The organism is Candidatus Falkowbacteria bacterium (assembly GCA_026396835.1).
In the GTDB taxonomy this organism is placed as follows: Bacteria; Patescibacteriota; Patescibacteriia; order Patescibacteriales; family Patescibacteriaceae; genus Patescibacterium.
The window spans coordinates 49,292-68,913 of record JAPLWA010000001.1; the positions used below are offsets into that span (position 1 = coordinate 49,292).

A 19,622-nucleotide genomic window follows, 5' to 3' on the forward strand; every position below is an offset into this window, starting at 1 on the left:
AAATGGAACTAAACAAACCTAAATTCGCTTCCTGGGAATCAACCCTGTCTTGTCCACTAAGGTGCAAGCACTGTGGTTTACTAGGCGGGAAGCCTCGCTTAAACGAATTATCAACTGACAAGGCTATAAATATGCTAGATAAATTAAGCACCTTTGGAGTAAAAAATCTAATCATTTCGGGCGGTGAATTCACTCACAGAAAAGATTGGTTAGTTATCCTTGAAGTAGCCTTAAGTTTATTTAAATTAGTAAGAATAATTACTAGCGGTCATCAAGGCAAAAAATTGTTTACCGAGCTAAGCAAAATAAATAAAACCGCCAATCTAGTTGTCTCGGTTAGCTTGGACGGAGCTATAAAAAATCATGATTTAAGAAGAGGTCGGGGTTCATTTAATTCAGTGATGGAAATTATAAATTTCCCTACGCCTATTACCAAACATGTTTTAACAACCGTAGACAAGCTAAATATTATTGACTGCCTAGACGTACTGAGAATTTGTCTACAAAACAAAGTCTCATTATGGAGCTTACAAATTTCTTTACCGGCCGGAAGAATGAAGCCTGGGTTATTTTTAGGGCAAGACAAAATAATTCTATTGGCTGAGCAAATTAAAATCTGGAAGGAAGCTTTCAAGAACAAGTTAGAAATTTCACCTGATGATTGCTTTGCGAATCTTTTTCCAAAAAGATCATGGGGAGACTGGACAGGTTGTCATGCCGGAAAAAATCTCATAACAATCTTAAGCGATGGCTCAATAACTGGCTGTCCGACAATGGGTGATACAATTGCTGGCAACATTAAAACAGACACGCTTGATAGTATTTGGCAGTCAAAAACCATGTCAGAAATACGAAATTCTGTCCCAAAAGAATGCCTTGAGTGCGGTCAATGCGCGGGAGGCTGTAAAGCAGTAAATAAATTATTTAAAAAACAATTTTGTTCACCAAACTAAAAAGAAAGGAATAAAATCATGAACAATCCATTGTTATTATCATTAGCACTTTTAATTTTATCTATCCCGATATTAGTTCCTGATATAAAGAGACTAGTATTAGCTATTGGCAATTTAAATTTCTCTACCAATAGCATAACAGGAGGAAGAAACTCCCGCGGTAGTACTAAAGAAACAAGTCTCAAAACAACCGACAAACAAGAGGAAGAAGAGTTATCAGATAGCGATGAAGAAATATTACAACAGCAAAAGAAAAAATTAACCGAAGAACTTGAAAAGGTTGAAGAAAAACTACTTAGCCTAGAAAAAAACAAAAAAAATACAGGCTAAAAAAGTAAAGGAGAAATAATAAACTTAAAACAAAATAACCTCAAAACTGAGGTTATTTTTTATTTGGAGCGGGTAAGGGGAATCGAACCCCTATCTTAAGCTTGGAAGGCTAACATAATAACCATTATACGATACCCGCAAAGGGCAATTTCAAATTATAAATTTCAAATTTCAAAATAAATGGCCACAAATTTTTAATATTAAATCATCAAAAATTGTTTTGAAATTTATAATTTAAAATTTAGATTTGCTATATGTCGGGGTGCTGGGAATTGAACCCAGTCAACATGCTCCCAAAGCATGCGTACTACCGGTATACGACACCCCGGATGACAATTTCAAATTTCAAATGATAAATTTCAAAATAAATTGTAATTTAAAATTTAGAATTTAAAATTGCTCCTGTGGGCATACATGGACTCGAACCATGGACCTCCACATTATCAGTGTGGCGCTCTAACCAACTGAGCTATATGCCCTCACAATATTTCAAACATCTTAACTCTGTTGTGGCGCTCCTCGCCTCGCTTCGCTCGTCGAAGCAGGTAACCAACTGAGCTATATGCCCGAATGAAATTTTTAATTTTCAATTTCAAATTTTCAAATAAACGGCTACAAATTTTTAATATTAAATCATTAAAAATTGTTTTGAAATTTATAATTTGAAATTTAGAATTGCTCTTGTGCCTTGAGTCAGAATCGAACTGACGACACGAAGCTCTTCAGGCTTCTGCTCTACCACTGAGCTACCAAGGCTCGCCTTCGCATAAGCGAATGAGTGTTGCGGGGGTCGGATTCGAACCGACGACCTCCAGGTTATGGGCCTGGCGAGCTGCCAACTGCTCTACCCCGCGATAAAAATTAAAAAACTAGCTACAGGGCTAGTTAGTTATATAAATAGCCCATAATACTATTTTTTCAATCAATCAAAAACTTTTCAATTTTCAACGCTAATAGGCGCCACTTCAGAGGTTCAAATTATTTACCGAAGCAAATAAAGTGACCAGTCAATTTACCAAATTGATAAATTGTCGACATGTTCTATCACTCGAAAGTGAAGAACAGTTTTCTCCCTAGAAAGGAGGTGATCCATCCACAGCTTCCGCTACGGATGCCTTGTTACGACTTCACCCTTATCATCGGCTTCACCTTCCCTGCCGCACTGGCAGGTTCGGGCGTCTCCGACTCTCTTGGTGTGACGGGCGGTGAGTACAAGACCCGAGAACGTATTCAACGTGGCGTGGCTGATCCACGTTTACTAGCGATTCCAGCTTCATGAGGGCGAGTTGCAGCCCTCAATCCGAACTGAGAGGATTTTTACGGGATTTGCTCCATCTTACGATTTGGCGTCCCTTTGTAATCCCCATTGTAGCACGTGTGTCGCCCAAGGTGTAAGAACCATGCTGATTTGACGTCATCCCCACCTTCCTCCTGCTTAAAGCAGACAGTTCCCTATGACACGTAAAACATAGGGTAGGGGTTGCGCTCGTTACCCGACTTAACGGTACATCTCACGACACGAGCTGACGACAACCATGCAGCATCTGTCTAGCACCCTCGAAGGCTCCCCTGTTTCCAGGGGTCTGCAGCTAGATGTCAAACCTTGGTGAGGTTCTTCGCTTATCGTCGAATTAAACCACATGCTCCACCGCTTGTGCGGGTCCCCGTCTATTCCTTTGAGTTTTAGCCTTGCGGCCGTACTCCCCAGGCGGAATGCTTAAGGTGTTAACTTAGATAGACAGCACCGAGAGGGTCGAAACTCCCGATGCTCAGCATTCATCGTTTACGGCGTGGACTACTGGGGTATCTAATCCCATTCGCTCCCCACGCTTTCGTACCTGAGCGTCAGAACTGTCCTAGCAAGCTGCTTTCGCTTTTGGTGTTCCTGCTGATATTAACGGATTTAACCCCTACACCAGCAATTCCGCTTGCCTCTTCCAGTCTCTAGCTTATCCATATCTCCTGCAGCCCCAAGGTTGAGCCTTGGGATTTAACAAGAGATGTTACAAGCCGCCTACGTACGCTTTACGCCCAATAAATCCGGATAACGCTTGGGGTACTCGTATTACCGCTGCTGCTGGCACGAGTTTAGCAACCCCTTATTCATTTGGTACCGTCATAGTTCTTCCCAAATAAAAGCAGTTTACACCCCGAGGGGCTTCTTCCTGCACGCGATGTCGCTCCTTCAGCCTTTCGGCCATTGAGGAATATTCTTGACTGCAGCCTCCCGTAGGAGTCTGGGCAGTATCTCAGTCCCAGTGAGACGGGTCATGCTCTCACACCCGCTATCCGTCGTCGCCTTGGTGAGCCATTACCTCACCAACAAGCTGATAGAACATAGGTCTCTCTCGAAGCGTCGGAGCCTTTAAGTGGGAATGACTTTTGTCCCCCCACTACCATCGGGTATTATTCCACCTTTCGGTGGGTTATTCCCGTCTTCGAGGTAAGTTACCAATGCGTTACTCTCCCGTTTGCCAAGCCGGTATTGCTACCAGCTTTCGACTTGCATGCCTTAGACACATCGCCAGCGTTCATCCTGAGCCAGGATCAAACTCTCAAATATATTTTTACTAGTTTGTTTCTAGAAAACGTATTAGCCCGAAAGCGTAATAAATTTTAATTTTGCCCCGACAAAATGTCGGGATCGATTCACCGGGGAGGTGAACCAGAGTTTTCCTGAATTGACGCCTATTAGCACAAAAAACTTGTCCCGGACTTGATCCGGGATGTCCCAGATATCGATCTGGGTTCCATTGATTTATTCTTGATTGATTGTCATATTCTGTTATCAAAGTTCCTTTTCTCTCAAACGCGAAAGAAAAAACAGAGACACAAACGAATAGGTTTATATCACTGTTTTTTCTTTTACGTGTTTTCAAATTTTCGCTTAAATTATGTATAGCCGATAAGCAAATAACTAAGCAGATTAGTAAGATAATTGTAGGGTATCTTGGAAAAAGTGTCAAGAGTAAGCGTAAGCTATATTTTAGAATTTATAAAATGTCTAAAATTAGCTATTTTTAAAGGCTTTTCTGTACATTTTAGCTGCATCTTCTGGCACTACCCAATTGACTGTCATACTTGAATCAAGCTCAACTCCTGACCAAATATGTGCTCGAGGTTGAATTCGTAAACAGATATGCTCTGGAGCTGATCCTTTAACAGCATGGAAAAAGTAATTATAAGGCGCATTCATTTTTTTCAATGGTTGTAATAAATATAACAAAGCTTTAGCCATTGAGTTTAATTCGGCGCCGGTCAACTTAGTAATATCAGCCAGCTCTCGCTTAGTAACAATCCAGACCTCATTTTCATAAGCACTAGCATAAGGGCAAAAAACAGCTAAATTTTTATCTTCAAAAATTCCGCGTGGCGACTTCATTTCCTTCTTAATAATGTCTTTATAAAAAGAATGACCATGTTCAATCTTATATTCACTTAAACGATCTTTGGTTTCAACGATTCTCAAGGGTACGACTTCAGTCGCAAAAATTTGTGAGTGGGCATGCGAAATCGAGGCACCAGCATCTAACCCCTCATTCTTGAAACAAATTAAATAATTAAGTTTTGATTTTTTCAACAAAAATTTAGTACGCCTCTGGTACATGGTAAACAAATCTTTTACCTGTTTAAGACTTAAATCAGCCAAGCGCGTGTTTGGACTAGGCGTTTCAACAATCACCTCCTGAAAACCATAAGCTTTAGGGTTATTTGGCGTGACTGCCGGAAACCTATTGGCAATAGCAATAATTCTGCTTGCAGCTTTGCCGATAGAATCTAAAATGGCTCCCTTTTTTATCTTATCAGTCGTAAAAGGACTGTCGGTATGAGTTTCAAAAATCTGTTGGCTAAACTGATGTGGTCGTTTTTTTCGGCCTGGAGCAATAATCACGTAACGATTAGATAAATAATCCTTTCGAATTTCTGATTTTTTCATAATATTTTTCTACCTAAATTTAGCTTCGTCTAATTTAATGCTTAGCAATTTTGAAACACCATCTTCTTGCATAGTAACGCCATAAAGCACGGCTGCTCTAAGCATTGAAGCTCGATTGTGAGTAATAACAATGAATTGAGTCTTATGGGATAGATCATCTAAAATCTTAGCTAGTCTTTCTGAGTTAGCTTCATCTAAAGCAGCGTCAACTTCATCTAAGACCACAAATGGTGATGGGTTGGCGCTGATAATTGCGCAGATCAAAGCGATCGCGGTCAAAGCTCTTTCACCACCCGATAACATAGTAATCGATTTAATTTTTTTACCTGGCGGAGTTGCTTGAATTTCAATACCAGCCAAACCAGTTGCATTATACTTTTGCAAGTATTTAATGCGTTTTAATTTAGTAGCTGAGGCTGACATAATAACTGGCTCTGGTACTTCTTCTTTAGTATCATCTTTTTCGTCATTCTCGTCATCAGCCATGACTTTAATAATTTTAGCGATACCACCATTGAATAAAATCTTAAAGTACTCTTCAAACTTCTGAGAAATAATTTTAAACTCCTTATCAAAACGTTCCTTAATTTTAGCATCCAACTCTTCAATGACTTGTTCTAAGGATTGACCAGTGGCTAATAAATCATCAACTTGATTCATTAAGAAATCGTGACGTTCTTTAGTAGAAATATATTCACTTTCGATTTCTGGATCAATGCCGCCAATCAATTCCATTTGACGCTTAAGTTGCATGATTTTATCTTGAACCGAAGAACGATCAAGTGACTCTTTAGCACGTTCATCACGTACTTCTTTTAAGCCACCCAAATCCTGTCTAATACCATTTTCTAAATCTTCTAACTTAGTTTCCTGACGAGCAGCCTCGACTTTATTTTCATTAAGTTCGTTAGCAATTGAGTTAATTTCATTTTGCAAAGTCTGAAGACTACTTTGTAAAGCAAAGAATTTCTGCCTAGCTTCAGTTTGTTCATTAGTATAAACACTAAGTCTTTGCCTAATTGAAGTTAATTCTTTATCAATTGCAGCCAAGTTTTGCTCAACGGCCTGACGGTCAGCTGGATTAGCACCAGTGTCAGATTTTACAGTATTAGCAATTGAGCTTAACTCTCTTTCTATATCTTTGCGCTTGGTTTCTTCTAAGCGAAGTCTCTCCTCGTTAACCGTTAAAGTGTGGCGACTATCAACTAAACGCTCTAAAATCGCTTCTTTGCGTTGTGTCAAAGCTACTAAGGAACTCTGTGTTTTCTTAGACGAAGATTGAGTTAAGTGCGCGGCTAATTCAGATAGCTCGGATAGTTCTTTCCTTAATTCTGTTAAAGCACGTTTGATCATGACAGGATCTTCTAATTGTTCGGCGACGCCCAACATTTCCAAAGACTTATTAAGTCTTTTTTCCATCTTAACTAATTCATCATCACGGCTAATCGCTTCATCTGAACCTAAAGCTTCGTGCAAAGCTGTTATTTCTTTGGTTAATTTTTCACGATCAATTTCTAGAGCATCAACGTCTTTTTTAGCACTTACAACCGTTTCATTTAGTCTAACTAATTCTTCATCTAATCTAATTTTTTCTCTGTCCAATTCTCCTTGGCGACGTTTTAGGAAAGCTGTATCAAATTTACCAGCGCGCTCTAAGCCAACCTCAAGACGAGCATCAATCTTAGCTAGCTCAGCTGCTATCTTTTCTTTTTCGACTTGCTTCTCAGCTAAAGTTCTTTGCAAAGTATTAAATTCTCTGTCGGAAGAAGAATTACGCTCTAAAGATTCTAGTTCATTTTGTAAACTAATTAATTTCTTTTCTTTAACTTGCTTATTTTTTTCTAAAACTAATAATTTTTCATTGGCTTCCTTAAAACGATCATTAAGTTCATGCCAAACGGTGCGATAATACGCCAACTGAAGTTCTCTTAACTCAACTTCAACTTCGCCGCGCTTTTTTAATTTTGTCACCTGGCGAGTTAAATGACCTAAACGAGGTTCAATTTCAGCCAACAACATTTCAGCTTGGCCTAAATGTTCTAAACTAGAGCGAAGTTTATTAAGTGAGTCGTCACGTTTAATTTGAAATTGTTTAACACCAGTTGCTTCATCAAAAAATTCCTTACGTTCTGATAAAGAAGTGTTCAAAAATCCTTCAACTGTACCTTGGCCAATAACGCTATAGGTTTTCTGCCCAACGTTAGCTTTGGCCAATAACATCTGCACGTCTAATAAACGAACCTTGGCATTGTTTATTAAATATTCACTTTCACCATCACGGTAAAGACGACGCGTTAAAACAAAATGTGAAAAATCTAGCGGCGCCTGTCGATCTTCGTTATTAAAAAATAAAGACACCTCAGCCATACCGAGCTTGCCTTTTTTGTCAGAACCAGAAAAAATAACATCTTCGGATTTTTTACCACGAAGTGTTTTCATACTTTGCTCACCCAATGCCCAACGCACTGAATCAGCGATATTTGATTTACCTGATCCATTAGGTCCAACCACTGCCGTTAAGCCGCGTCTATCCTGATCAATAATACCAGGGAAAACTAGGCTATTTTTATTGGCAAACGATTTGAAACCTTGAACTTCTAGCTTTTCTAAATACATGCTTAAGCTTATACATAAAAAGAAACACAAGCTGTGTTACCTACAATTATAGCTTAATTTCTAAATAAAAAAAACACCTTGTTATAAATAGCTTTGCTCCTCAACAGGCAGAGCAGGCGGTTTATAAAAGGTGTCTTTGTTTCTGATAAGATCGATGTGTTTACGCCTACATTGATATTAAGAGCCTTCATTACTTTAACCAGCGTCAGCTAGCTAGTTTAAAAATAATTGAGATTACTCCCTATCTTTGAATCGTCTTTTAGCTAGGTTATTTTAACCCTTGGAACGTTTATTGTTCCCGCGCTATCTAATTATCAAAAACATTTATTACTCTCGCTCAATTGTATAACTAAACACTAACTAATTTCATTGCCGATTATTTCATCCAACAACTAATTAATTATAGTTATACTATTTAATGTACTGCTTAGGTACGTTAAGTAATATCAATGAATATCACTTAATAGACAAATTATCATAAAGCTAAGCAGTCGTCAATACATAAAAAACAGAGCGCTAGGCTCTGTTTAATATTTACTCTCTTATTATATTTTTAAATAACCTGTCTTTGTGGTTTTTTATCTTTTGTCGTTCCTACTTCTTTTTCTGTCTTCACTTCTTATATATTTATGATGACTAATGTCAGCTATTTTTTTAGATGCGGAATTACCGTAGATAGCTTTCTCGAAATTTTCAGTAAGCTCTTCACCTTTTTCATCGAGCCTCTCTTCTTTTATATTAAGCTCGGAAATTGGCTCAACATCTATGCCGCGCAGTTCGCCGGTCTTACTAATAGAAATTGAATTAATTTTAGCTCCTTCATGAGGCACAATATCATCCAGGTTTTTTATTTCTTTAAATCCCATATTTTTATATTAACTATTTTACGCAGCCTCTTTCATAACCCCCATCCGGTTGGTCTCTTCTGCTATTTTCTCATTAACTTCAGCCACTTGTAATGAAATTGGATCTAAAATTGCCTTAGCCTCAGGTGAGGCTATGTCGATTCCCTGAGCATCAAGATCATCTATAATAACCTGTTGCTGACGCATGAAGTCGGCCAGAGTATTATTTAATCTCATTAATTCTAGAGACATACTCTCTTCACCAGATGAATTTGTCATAATGTCTAAATTTTTTTCATTCATATGAATATTATTTTTAAATAAATTTAATAAATTTTAATTACTTTTTTGACGATATTTATTGTATTCTTCTTCGGCTAATTTTAATTTGTTTTCGATCTCTAAAAATTGATCAACTATTTTTTGCTTATCTTCAGGAAACTTTTCCGCAATTTTATTGCTTGTTATTTCTTTTATTTTATCTAAGTATTCATCAACTTTCATTATTCCTTTTAATTCGGGTATTCTTTCAAAAGCAGAATAGGCGCTAACACCGTAGACGTTTTTAGCTGAAGCAATAATCTTAATTGTCCTTTCTCTAGTATCACTAGCTTTTTCAATACTTTTTGAAAGTTCGCCTTTTCTTTTTTCTAAATCTTTAATCTCTTCGTCATAATCTGGTTTATCCTTATCTGATTTAAACAAATTTTTAAATTTGCCACGAATTTTTTGATCGGCTTGCTCCTGCTCTTTTTTAGCAAGCTCTTTAGCCCTAATCTTACTATAAATATTAGCTCTATCTTTAATAAGTTTATCTACTAAATCACGAGAGCTATTATCTTCTTGAAGAACCTTATCGCTGGCGCTCAACCTACAATTATTTATCTCGTAATCTAAAGACATATAATACTCCGACTTTGTTAATGCCTGGATAGCACGATCTCTTTCGCTAAGATAGCGTACTTTCTCTTTATCAAAATCTTCTTTTTCTCTAATAACACTATAATCATTAGAACGCTTAGCGTTATCAGAAAGATTTTTAAGCTCATAATAGTTAATAAAGGCCTTGGCTTTTTCTGCTAACTGAGATTTCTTTTCAACAAGACTTATTTCTTCTTCTTTAATCATTTTTTCGGTATTTGAAATAGACGGCTTTCTTTCATCAAGTTCTACTAAGTTACTATGATTCACCATATTTCTTGTTTCGATTCTTTCAATTACTTCGTCTGAACCGTATAGTTTAGCGACCTTACTATTTATATCTTTAATATCTATGCCGCTATCATTGGACAAGGTTGACTCAAGTTGAGTTAATCTTTTACTGAATTCATTAACTACCCCTTGCCAAAAAGGAATCATGGCCCTTACATGACTTAAAAAACTTGATTTATTCAAACCACCAAATTCATTTTTATTAAAACTGTCATTTTTAATTTCACTAACTAAGGATTCTCCGTTGCGCCAACCCTCTCTTCGGGGATATGTTTTTAACCAATCAATAGAATAATCAATGGATTTTGAAATTTTACCAATCTCATCCTCGGAGCCTGATAACTTAGCCTTTACTCTTTCTACAGATTCTTCTATTTCCTTAATTTGTTTTTGAATATTTTCATAATCAGCAGGATATTGTTTAATGAAGTCGATTGTTTGCAATTTCTTATTATTTTCAGATAACTTTTTATTTAAATATTTATCTTCTTGGCTGGAGTTAAAAATTAGACTAGAAATAATTTCTGTTTTTTTATCAGCCGATAAATTTGTCGGACATTCTTGGTTAATCTTTTTTAGAAGCGCCTCCATAGAGGCAGGGTTATTAATCTCAAAACTACCCCATTTTTTTACAGATTCATCTACCTTTTTAGAAAAAACCTTTATTTCATTAATCTCCTTAGCCCTGTCTTCAATAGAGCCGATCCATTCGGCTTCGGACATATCCTTTGGCTTAACTGGTTGTCTTAAATCAAAATTTTCATTACTATCTTCTTCTTTAAGAGATTCTTTTAGAGAGCTTCTGGATTCTATAATATTATCAACCGCAAAAGTATAAGGCGAGGTAGCAAAGTGCTTTTGTTCCTCAACAAAATGATCTAACTCTTTATTGCCATATTCTTTTTCCTCATTAAGATGTTCTGATTGTTTGTTGATAAATTCTATATCGTTTTTAAGAGCTTCTTTTTCAATGTTAAGGTCGTTAATTAAGGCTTTAATCTCTTCGTTGGTAGTCAGATCATCTTCGGTTAACAGCGCTTCGGCTTCTTTAATTTGAGAACCAGTCTCAGTTATTAAATTTTCCTTAGCTATTAACTCAGTTTGCAATATTTTTTTATTAGCTTCAATCCTTTTCTCTATAACGGAACGGGAATATTCTAAATTACCACCTTTTTTTTCTTGAATGTTGTTAAGGTTAATATTGCCCAGCGCCATCTCAGCAACTTCTTTAGCAAATTCATCGTCACTAAGAACTTTTTTAGCCTGCTCTTGTTTTTTTTCAGCTAGCTTGTTTTTCAAAGCATCCAATCTGCTTTTAGAATCTTCTAGTGAATTTTTATTTAATTCATGGTTTGTTTCGTCCATATAATAAAACCAAATAATATTTAATAAATTTTAAGTAAATCAATTCCAGTGTAAAAATACTTCAATACATTTTGCCAACTGGTTCCGCTTGTTACCATAAGTAGAGCACCGCGAGCCGACATTCCAACACCATGACCAAATAAATTCTTGCCTGTGTCTTGTGGTACTAATACACTTCTTAACCATGGCTTAATTGCGCCACCCCAAACTTCAGTCCAATCGCGAGTTCGTCCGTCTGAATTTGAAAAATACGGAGTTACAACTGGCTTACCAGCATAGGCAACTGTGACACCACGAGTTGCGTCAATCGCGGCGCTTAAGCCGCTCATGCGTAACTCAGAATTATAACCGCGATAAACCTGATCGTAATAAGCATCAATATGAAAATGGTCATCAGCGTGCTTAGTTGAAGCGTCAGGAATATTATATTCAACGCCGCGTAAATAATGATACAAAGCATAAGTACGGGCAGTTGTAGCCATGACTTTTTGAAACTCTATTGGCGAAGCATTAGTTGTTTCAGCCAAACCTTTCAAATAACTTTCTAAAGGTAATTCATTGATTAGCCAAACTTTCTTAGCTGGCTCGGTATAGCGCATTTCAATTACGTTTCTAAAACGATTATCTGTACTCTTAGAATCAAGTAAAGTCGCAACACCGTTAATAGAATCGCGTGGCACAAACCTTAGCGGCGACGCCGTAGTTTTAGCCATATCGACTAGTCTTACGGCGTAACGCTTGGAAGCAGCATCAAAGCTTGCTGATATAAAAATATTAGGCTGAACACCGGAAAATAGAACATCCTTACCGGCATAAACATCAAAAATAGTATTAAAAGTAATGCGCTGAGCAATATCTGAATTAAACAAACCAACTCTAATATTCGGTTCTTTAGTTAATAAGGGGCTAAAAATAATTCCATTATCATTTGGGCTTTCTTGAGCTGAAGTGTTGCAGTTTTGATATGATGTCGCATCATTAATCATGGAAATACAAAAATCTACCTTTGGCGCAACGATTGGAGCAATCGGTGCGGCTGGAGTTGTATTTGATTTAACCTGATTTTGAATAGTAGTTGAGCTAGCCACAACTGGTTTAGTAACTGTTATAAAAAAACGAACCAGCGATCCAGCAATGGGTCGCTCATCTCTGACTAATTGAAAATTTTCTTGAATAGTCCCCTCAAAATCAGTTGGGGCTTTAATTGGAAATGATATATCAACACTTTGACCCGGCTTTACTTCTTTAGTAAGGGAAACTGGGCGATAAAATTTTAACCAAGTTGAAGTTTGCAATTTAGAAAATGTTTTAAGATAGAGCCCAGTTTCTAAATTAACTTCACCTGGCTTCCAAGAATCTTTACCAGTATTTTTTAATTTAACAATTTGTGTTCCGGCTTTACCTTGCTCAATAGAAATATGATTAGTGTCTTTAATCGGCACGGCCTTTAGATCAAGCGTCGCAGCTGAAGCCCTATTTACAAAAAGTTTAACCAAAGCACCAGATTGAATTAGTCTTTCACCATCAAGCTGTTTAGCTGAGTTATTATTATTTTCTATAGAAGTGTAAGCGAGCCTTAAAAAGCCAGCACAACCTGCTACAACAAAAAAAGCAATGGACAAGCTAATAACGAGCCCAGACCAGCTGAGCTCCTGCTCCATTGCTTTCTTTCTTATGAGTTGGTATGACTTCCAAGAAATCGTACCAAACTTTTGATGATTAACGGACATACTTTGTTTTTGTTTTTGCTTGTCTATTAGAACTTTGAGATAGACAATTTTTTTAATTCATTAAAAATTTTGTTTAATGAATTATTTTCACTTATATACCAAGTATATCACGAAAAAGGCCAAAAGTCAATGGTTTCGTACACTATTTGTGTACAGAATATATTATAAAGTTAAAAATTTATTAAAAAAATTATAACGTAAACGCCAATACAAAGAATGAAATAATAACAGAAGGCAAGACAACGAATAATCCTACTTTAGTAAAATCCCAATAACTTATAACCATGCCTTTATGCCTTAGTATTTTCTGCCACATTAATCCAGCCAAAGCTCCAACCATGGTAAGCGAAGCACCGGCATTGCCAGCCAAAATTACAGCGTAAAGTCCGGCCTTAAAAGCCTTGGGGCTAATTTGTAAATTGGCATTAGTAAAAATGTGACTAAACATTATTGCCATGGGTTGATTATTAACCATGTTTTCAGTCAGCAATGACAATACACCAAAAACTAAACTCGCCTTTAATGAACTCGTCTGAACTACTTGAGTTAACCAGATCGAAATAATATTAAAAAAACCGTTTTGATCTAAAGCGACCATTAATATGAACATGGTTAAAATAAATGGCAAAATATCCCATGGCATGCCCACAATTGTTTGATGAATTCTCCATAATTTTCCATGAGCACTTTCAAATAATTTATGATGATATAGAAATGGAATGAACAAGTCTTTGATCACGAACAAACCAAAACCACATAAGACAATTAGCCAAAGATCCATTTTCAAATAACTGCTTATTAAAAGACATGCAATAACTGCAATCAGCAAAACCATGCTTAATTTAGCGTCAAACCAGTTTCTAACTGATCTGAGTAAGTTTTTAACTTTATAATTTTTCGTTATCACTTTTCTAAAATACAGAAAAAGCAAAACTAGACTAACAAGTGAAAGCACTATTGTCGGAGAAATAGTGTTAATTATATAGCTTGTCTGATCAATATTAAGCGAAGTAGCAATAATAGTATCAACTGGATTACCAGTAATAAAGAAAATTCCATTGTTTGCTGCAATGAATTCAGCAAACAATAAGGGTATTACATTGACATTTGAATAGATGGAAAAATAGAAAACAATCGGCGTTAAAGTTAAGATAACAATGTCATTTGATGCAAAAACCGATAAAAACCATGCAAAACAGTAAGTTATAACAAAAAGAACTACACCCCTGCCGCGTGCTTTGTTTAAAAACAAAACTGAAATGTGATCAAATATACCACTTTTATCAGCACTTATCGATATAAACGCGCTCCCAAAAAATATTATTAAAACTTTCCATGGAATAATAGTACCTGAGCCCAATATTCCCTGGGCAATAGTATTAAAGTCCACTAGCCCAAAAAGGATTGTGAACAATAATACTAAGATCGGCGCTGTGACTAAATTTAATTGAAAACCAGACCGAAAAAAAACAGTAGGCTTAATCACAAAATAAGCCGTCAGGAATATTAGTGCTATTAAAATTAGATTAGACACAGGATTTATAGACGAACTTAATTAAATAAAATTTTATTTCTTACTGCTCGCGCAAATCGCCATCGCCAATGCATCAGCGGCGTCATCCGGCTTAGGAATTTCTTTTAAGTTCAAAAATAGTTTCACCATTTTCTGTACCTGTTGCTTACTAGCAGCGCCATATGAAGAAATCGCCTGCTTAACTTGATTAGGTGTATATTCAACTAATTCTACCTTGGCTTGTTCAACAGCTAATAGCAAAACGCCACGCGCAGCTCCAACTGCCATAGCCGAACTTACATTGCGGCAAAAAAATAAATGTTCAATTGAAACTAAATCTGGTTTGTATTTTTTTAATAAAGCTGAAACTTCTTTATAAATATAAACTAAACGCTGTGACAGCGCTTGCTTGGCTGGAGTTTTTATTGAGCCATATTCTAAACAAATCATTTTATTGCCCTGATCCTCGATGACACCATAGCCGGTATCAGCAATTCCTGGATCAAAACCAATAATAATTCTTTTAGACATAAACGTGATTATAAGGTGTGTCATCCCGGCGTAGGCCGGGATCTATTATTACGAACAGAGTCTAATAACATCTGAATATAAATCTTTCCACTCAGGATTAAATTTATTAGTAAGATTTATTTTCCATTGACGTTGCCATTCTTTCATTTGTCTTTCTCGAGATACCGCTGAACTAGCATCCTCTAATATTTCATAATACACCAATCGATTCACATGATACTTTTTAGTAAAGCCTTCATACTTACCAATACGATGATCATAAATTCTCTGCACGAGATTGCTAGTCATACCAATATATAGCGTACCATGAACTTCGCTAGTTAATATATAGACATAATAGCTCTTCCCTCCCATAGCAATTAAAACTTAATTTTAAGCTATAAATGGATCCCGGCCTACGCCGGGATGACAGGAGAGTATTCACTAATTTTACATTTTCGTGCACGAGACTATTAACCAACCCTATATTTCAGCGTTAGTGAAGTAATCACTAACATCTTCGTCGTCATCTAAAGCTTCAATAAAAGATTCTACCTTCGCTTTATCATTTTCATTCAAAATTAATTTTTCTTTAGCCACATATTCCATAGCAGCTGATTCGGTTTTAAGATTTTTTGATTCTAACCAAACTTTAGCCTTCATTAAATCTTCCGGCTTCGTATAAATTATTACTCCATTCTCTTCATGAATAATGTCATCAACTCCATTATCAATTGATTCAAGAACAAAATCATCCCAAGAGTATTTACTGGTTTCCCAATTCTCTTCGCTAATTAAAATAACTCCCTTATGATCAAAATTCCATAAAACCGCCCCTAAAGAACCGCCACTCTTACTGAATAAATGACGAATATTAGAAGCCGCGCGATTACGACTATCAGTTAAAACTCTAACCACAAACTGGCTTTGAGCAGGGCCATGACCTTCATAGACCAATTCTTCAATGGCTTGACCGCCGCCTTCGCCAGTACCGCGTTTGATTGCCCTTTCTATATTATCTTTAGGCATATTGACGGCTCGAGCCTGATCAACGGCTTGAGCTAGGGCAAAATTCATAGCTGGATCACCGCCTTTGCGGGCAGCAATCGTAATAATATTACTAATTTTAGTAAAAACAGTGCCGCGTTTAGCGTCTACTACAGCTTTGGCGCGTTTCGTTGTCGCCCATTTTGAGTGTCCTGACATATAAAAATATAATAATAGTCTTCAAAGCCAGTATGCCACTTGATAATGGAAAAATCAAATATAAAAAATCCGGATATACATTTGCATATACCCGGAGATTGCCTGTAGAGGGAATTTATACCCTCGCTCTTGTAGCTGTGACAGCTTGATAAAGCCATAGTGCCACTAGTGTTTTTCGCTCGCCGCTACTAAACACCAGAGTTATCATCAGCAATGAATAAATTATTACTAGCATGACATGAATTAGTCAAGCCTTAAAATAAAAACTCCGAAAACATAATATTTCCGGAGAAGCGGTCATAGAGGGAATCGAACCCCCGACCTATGGGTTATGAGCCCACCACTCTGCCAACTGAGCTATATGACCAAAGAACAATTCATTTTTAACATTAAGAAATTACACTAATGAAAAACATTCGTCAAGTTAATGAATTTCCAAATAAAAATCCGGAAACAAAGTTCATTTCCGGATAAGCGCCCACAAAGGGATTTGAACCCTCGACCGGTGATCTCCCAGACCACTGCTCTACCAGCCGAGCTATGCGGGCAACTTTTAGGCAAACTAAACCAATTCGTGATTATAAATTTTATACAACTTCAGTTAAATCAACAATTCCTTCATTGGGTAATTTATTAATTGCTGAACGTGCTATTTCTACCATGTAATGCTTATCTTCGTCAGTCGAAAGGCCGGCCTTCCAAACTGCTAAAGACTCTTCATCGCTAAGACCATATTTACTTGCCCATTTCTGGAATTTAGATGCAAGTTGACAAAGTGCAAGAACCTTTCCTTTAAACTGGTTTCCAAAGAGTGGCAGAATAAAAAAGTACTAATTTTTCTCTATCCATAAATAACGAGCCTCCTTCTGAGCTCGAATAATTTATATTGTTTTATTAATAGATACCCTAGTACTTAACACATTTATATGAATATGTCAATAGCTTAGATAATAAAAGAACCCAAATTGGCGAATAAATTTGATTTGAAGACACTAGCTAAAAAATATTCAGCCAACGTTTAACTATTTTTATATTTTTGCTATTAGGTTTGCCCACAAAGTAAGAAAATTACTCCATAGAGTAACTACGCCGAAACAAAGGAATGAAATAAAAATTACTCCTAATACTAATCGGCGCCACAACTTAGGGCGAAAGATTTTAGGTAATGCTTTTTGATTAAGATATGAGACTAAGAAGATGTGGACGATCATCGCCACGGCGTTGATCACCGCTCCAATCACAATCAAGGTTACTGGTTCATAAAAGTTAAACAAGAACATTAGTATACCAAATAAAATTTGTGCCCAAACAAAGAAATAATAAATCTTGCTTAAGTTAACATCTTTTTTGCCTGATAGCTGAATCTTTTTTAACGCTGTATTTTCAGCCATAATTCTAGAGGTCGAGTCAATAACTCCTAATTGAGTTTGCACCAACAAAATTCCAATTACAAACAATAAGGCCGGTCCTGCCCAAGCGCCTAGGATAGTGCTCAAATTAGCGCCTTGATGAATTAAGAAATTAACGCCTTGCGCATTATCAGCCTTACCAAAAGTTGTACTATATGACAAAAGCATTAACAAAGCCATGGCCGTAAAACCTAAAAACCAAAACACGAGAGCATGCTCTGTATTTATTCTTTTCCACCAGCCTTGGAAATTTTTTATGCTCTCGGCGTTTATTTCAAAATCTTCACCAGTTAACTTAAACGATTCATCGATCTTGCCGCTCTTAAATAGCCCGCTCATCTTGTGAGCATAGGCCCCCATACCAAAACCTTTTTCTTTTATGTAAATTGATTGTGCTAAGTTTAAATTTCCGCCCGCACCAGCGTAAGCAAAAGCACCAAGCAAGACTGCTAGACTAATGCCTGAAGGAATAAAATTAAAACCAGCTCCAATGCCTATTAAGCCTTGACCCAAAGCTTTGATAGCTTCGAAGTTAACTGACAAAATAGCCATAACTAAAATAAAAGCCACACCAAGTAAAATTACCCACTTAGTTATTTTTTCCATCAAAGAATAGACTGTACGATTTAGGCTTAAAGTTAAACCAATAACTAACAGTAAACAAATAGCCAACCATTTAAAGTTAGCTATGCCAAAAACAGCTGCTAAGGATTTACTGCCGGCAGCAATAATACCTGGCAAAGCCCAACCTAAGAAAGTAGAAAGAATAAACCAATAAGGTGCCTTTTTAAATAGACCAGCCAAACCGACAAAAACGCTTTCGCCTTTAACTAGGGCGTAGCGCTCAATCTCCATATCTATAAAATATTGAAAAGTAATACCAACCAAAGCTCCCCAAACTAAACCTAAGCCATAATTAGCGGTTAAATAAGGCCATAAAATCAATTCACCAGAACCAAGCCCAAAGGCCAACATAATAAAACTTGGACCAATTATCTTCTTTAAAGACAATGGCTTAGGAAACTCTTTTTTTATGACTTCATTCATACGATTAAGCTAATAATGATATACTTTGAGTATAACATATTTAACTTAAATATTATGTCATTTATTCACGCCATTATTCTAGGCATTATTGAAGGAATTACTGAGTTTTTGCCCATCTCTTCCACTGGTCATTTAATGTTTGCTAGTAAAATTTTTAACATTCCTCTGACACCCTTTGTAACAAGTTTTAATATTTACATTCAGCTCGGTGCTATTTTAGCAATCGTTGTTTTATATATTAAAAAACTTTTAACTAAATGGAATAATGTTTTATTTGTTGCCTCAGCTTTTGTGCCAACGATAATTATTGGCTTACTTGTTTATCCCTTTGTAAAAAAAGTTTTATTAACCAATTTATTGGTTGTAGCCTTAGCTCTAATTATCGGCGGATTAGGTTTAATTATGTTTGAAAAATATTATAAAACGAAAGAATCAAACAAAGACCTGACTATTAAAAATTCTTTTTGGATCGGTGTTTATCAGATGCTAGCAGTTATACCGGGCGTCTCACGTTCAGCTGCCACAATAATCGGCGGAATGCTGATGGGGGTTTCGCGCGAAAAAATTGTAGAATTTTCTTTCTTCTTAGCCATACCAACTATGGCCGCCGCCAGCGGCCTTGATGTTTTAGAAAATGGTTGGCAGTTTTCAGCTAACGAATGGCAAGTTTTAGGGCTCGGTTTTGCGGTATCTTTTATTACCGCACTACTTGCTGTTAAATGGTTTATTAGCTATGTCCAAAAACATACTTTTACTGCCTTTGGAATTTATCGAATTATCATTGGTCTTATAATTTTATTATTTTTTCTAAAATGAAAACCGCCAGCAATAAGCTGGCGGTTTCTTTCTTGCCCGCTACGCGGGCTAAGTCGGTAGTGGAAGTCTTGGCATTTCTACTTGGTGATGTTGTTGGTTTAGAACATAGCGTTGAATAGTCATTTCATCTAAA

16 protein-coding genes, 7 tRNA genes and 1 rRNA gene are annotated in these 19,622 nt (G+C 36.6%); 5 read left to right on the forward strand and 19 right to left on the reverse strand.

Going from position 1 to position 19,622, the window contains the following annotated elements:
- Nucleotides 1-2 precede the first annotated feature (2 nt).
- Together NTY12_00230 and NTY12_00235 are read left to right on the forward strand one after the other, a co-directional pair.
- The gene (locus tag NTY12_00230; protein ID MCX6792443.1) at nt 3-953 is read left to right on the forward strand and encodes a radical SAM protein; all 951 of its coding nucleotides are present in this window, start codon (nt 3-5) and stop codon (nt 951-953) included.
- Between the two features lie 18 nt (nt 954-971).
- The gene (locus NTY12_00235; protein MCX6792444.1) at nt 972-1,283 is read left to right on the forward strand and encodes a hypothetical protein; all 312 of its coding nucleotides are present in this window, start codon (nt 972-974) and stop codon (nt 1,281-1,283) included.
- Between the two features lie 64 nt (nt 1,284-1,347).
- On the opposite strand, the gene NTY12_00240 is transcribed toward NTY12_00235, so the two are convergent.
- From NTY12_00240 to NTY12_00325, 18 genes are all read right to left on the reverse strand, one after another.
- Nucleotides 1,348-1,422 (reverse strand) — tRNA-Gly (locus NTY12_00240).
- 118 nt (nt 1,423-1,540) lie between these two features.
- Nucleotides 1,541-1,611: transfer RNA gene (locus NTY12_00245), tRNA-Pro, on the reverse strand.
- Between the two features lie 77 nt (nt 1,612-1,688).
- Nucleotides 1,689-1,762 (reverse strand) — tRNA-Ile (locus NTY12_00250).
- Nucleotides 1,763-1,967: 205 nt separating this feature from the next.
- Nucleotides 1,968-2,039 (reverse strand) — tRNA-Phe (locus NTY12_00255).
- Between the two features lie 25 nt (nt 2,040-2,064).
- Nucleotides 2,065-2,137, reverse strand: a tRNA-Met gene (locus NTY12_00260).
- A 223-nt stretch (nt 2,138-2,360) separates the two neighbouring features.
- Nucleotides 2,361-3,846: ribosomal RNA gene (locus tag NTY12_00265) — 16S ribosomal RNA — on the reverse strand.
- 447 nt (nt 3,847-4,293) lie between these two features.
- A complete protein-coding gene (locus tag NTY12_00270; GenBank protein MCX6792445.1) occupies nt 4,294-5,220 on the reverse strand; it encodes a DUF4931 domain-containing protein in 927 nt (308 codons plus the stop codon).
- Nucleotides 5,221-5,229: 9 nt separating this feature from the next.
- A complete protein-coding gene (locus NTY12_00275; protein MCX6792446.1) occupies nt 5,230-7,836 on the reverse strand; it encodes a chromosome segregation SMC family protein in 2,607 nt (868 codons plus the stop codon).
- Between the two features lie 578 nt (nt 7,837-8,414).
- Nucleotides 8,415-8,702: a hypothetical protein gene (locus NTY12_00280; protein MCX6792447.1), complete on the reverse strand. Its 288-nt coding sequence runs from the start codon at nt 8,700-8,702 to the stop codon at nt 8,415-8,417.
- Between the two features lie 18 nt (nt 8,703-8,720).
- Nucleotides 8,721-8,984, reverse strand: coding sequence for a hypothetical protein (locus NTY12_00285; protein MCX6792448.1), 264 nt, complete (start codon nt 8,982-8,984; stop codon nt 8,721-8,723).
- Nucleotides 8,985-9,017: 33 nt separating this feature from the next.
- Nucleotides 9,018-11,258 (reverse strand): hypothetical protein, encoded by a 2,241-nt coding sequence (locus NTY12_00290; protein MCX6792449.1) that lies wholly within the window; start codon nt 11,256-11,258, stop codon nt 9,018-9,020.
- Between the two features lie 20 nt (nt 11,259-11,278).
- A complete protein-coding gene (locus NTY12_00295) occupies nt 11,279-12,988 on the reverse strand; it encodes a hypothetical protein (GenBank protein ID MCX6792450.1) in 1,710 nt (569 codons plus the stop codon).
- 190 nt (nt 12,989-13,178) lie between these two features.
- On the reverse strand, nt 13,179-14,522 hold the full coding sequence (locus NTY12_00300) for an SLC13 family permease (GenBank protein ID MCX6792451.1): 1,344 nt from the start codon (nt 14,520-14,522) through the stop codon (nt 13,179-13,181).
- A gap of 33 nt (nt 14,523-14,555) precedes the next feature.
- Entirely contained in the window at nt 14,556-15,032 is a 477-nt protein-coding gene (ruvC, locus tag NTY12_00305) for a crossover junction endodeoxyribonuclease RuvC (GenBank protein ID MCX6792452.1), read from the reverse strand.
- A 48-nt stretch (nt 15,033-15,080) separates the two neighbouring features.
- Nucleotides 15,081-15,386 (reverse strand): GIY-YIG nuclease family protein, encoded by a 306-nt coding sequence (locus NTY12_00310; protein ID MCX6792453.1) that lies wholly within the window; start codon nt 15,384-15,386, stop codon nt 15,081-15,083.
- A gap of 108 nt (nt 15,387-15,494) precedes the next feature.
- Nucleotides 15,495-16,217, reverse strand: a complete 723-nt coding sequence (locus NTY12_00315) for a YebC/PmpR family DNA-binding transcriptional regulator (GenBank protein MCX6792454.1) — start codon at nt 16,215-16,217, stop codon at nt 15,495-15,497.
- Nucleotides 16,218-16,511: 294 nt separating this feature from the next.
- A tRNA-Met gene (locus tag NTY12_00320) sits at nt 16,512-16,584 on the reverse strand.
- 108 nt (nt 16,585-16,692) lie between these two features.
- Nucleotides 16,693-16,765: transfer RNA gene (locus tag NTY12_00325), tRNA-Pro, on the reverse strand.
- On the opposite strand from NTY12_00325, the gene NTY12_00330 reads away from it, so the two are divergent.
- Nucleotides 16,758-16,883, forward strand: coding sequence for a hypothetical protein (locus NTY12_00330; protein ID MCX6792455.1), 126 nt, complete (start codon nt 16,758-16,760; stop codon nt 16,881-16,883). The genes NTY12_00325 and NTY12_00330 overlap by 8 nt on opposite strands.
- A gap of 362 nt (nt 16,884-17,245) precedes the next feature.
- Here the strand turns inward: NTY12_00330 and NTY12_00335 are convergent, their stop codons facing one another.
- Entirely contained in the window at nt 17,246-18,673 is a 1,428-nt protein-coding gene (locus tag NTY12_00335) for an Nramp family divalent metal transporter (GenBank protein ID MCX6792456.1), read from the reverse strand.
- Between the two features lie 54 nt (nt 18,674-18,727).
- Between NTY12_00335 and NTY12_00340 the strand changes: the two genes are divergently transcribed.
- The gene (locus tag NTY12_00340; protein MCX6792457.1) at nt 18,728-19,489 is read left to right on the forward strand and encodes an undecaprenyl-diphosphate phosphatase; all 762 of its coding nucleotides are present in this window, start codon (nt 18,728-18,730) and stop codon (nt 19,487-19,489) included.
- Nucleotides 19,486-19,608 carry a hypothetical protein gene (locus NTY12_00345; GenBank protein MCX6792458.1) on the forward strand — a complete coding sequence of 41 codons (123 nt, stop codon included), beginning with the start codon at nt 19,486-19,488 and terminating at the stop codon, nt 19,606-19,608. Before NTY12_00340 ends, NTY12_00345 begins: the two co-directional genes overlap by 4 nt.
- Nucleotides 19,609-19,622: the final 14 nt, after the last annotated feature.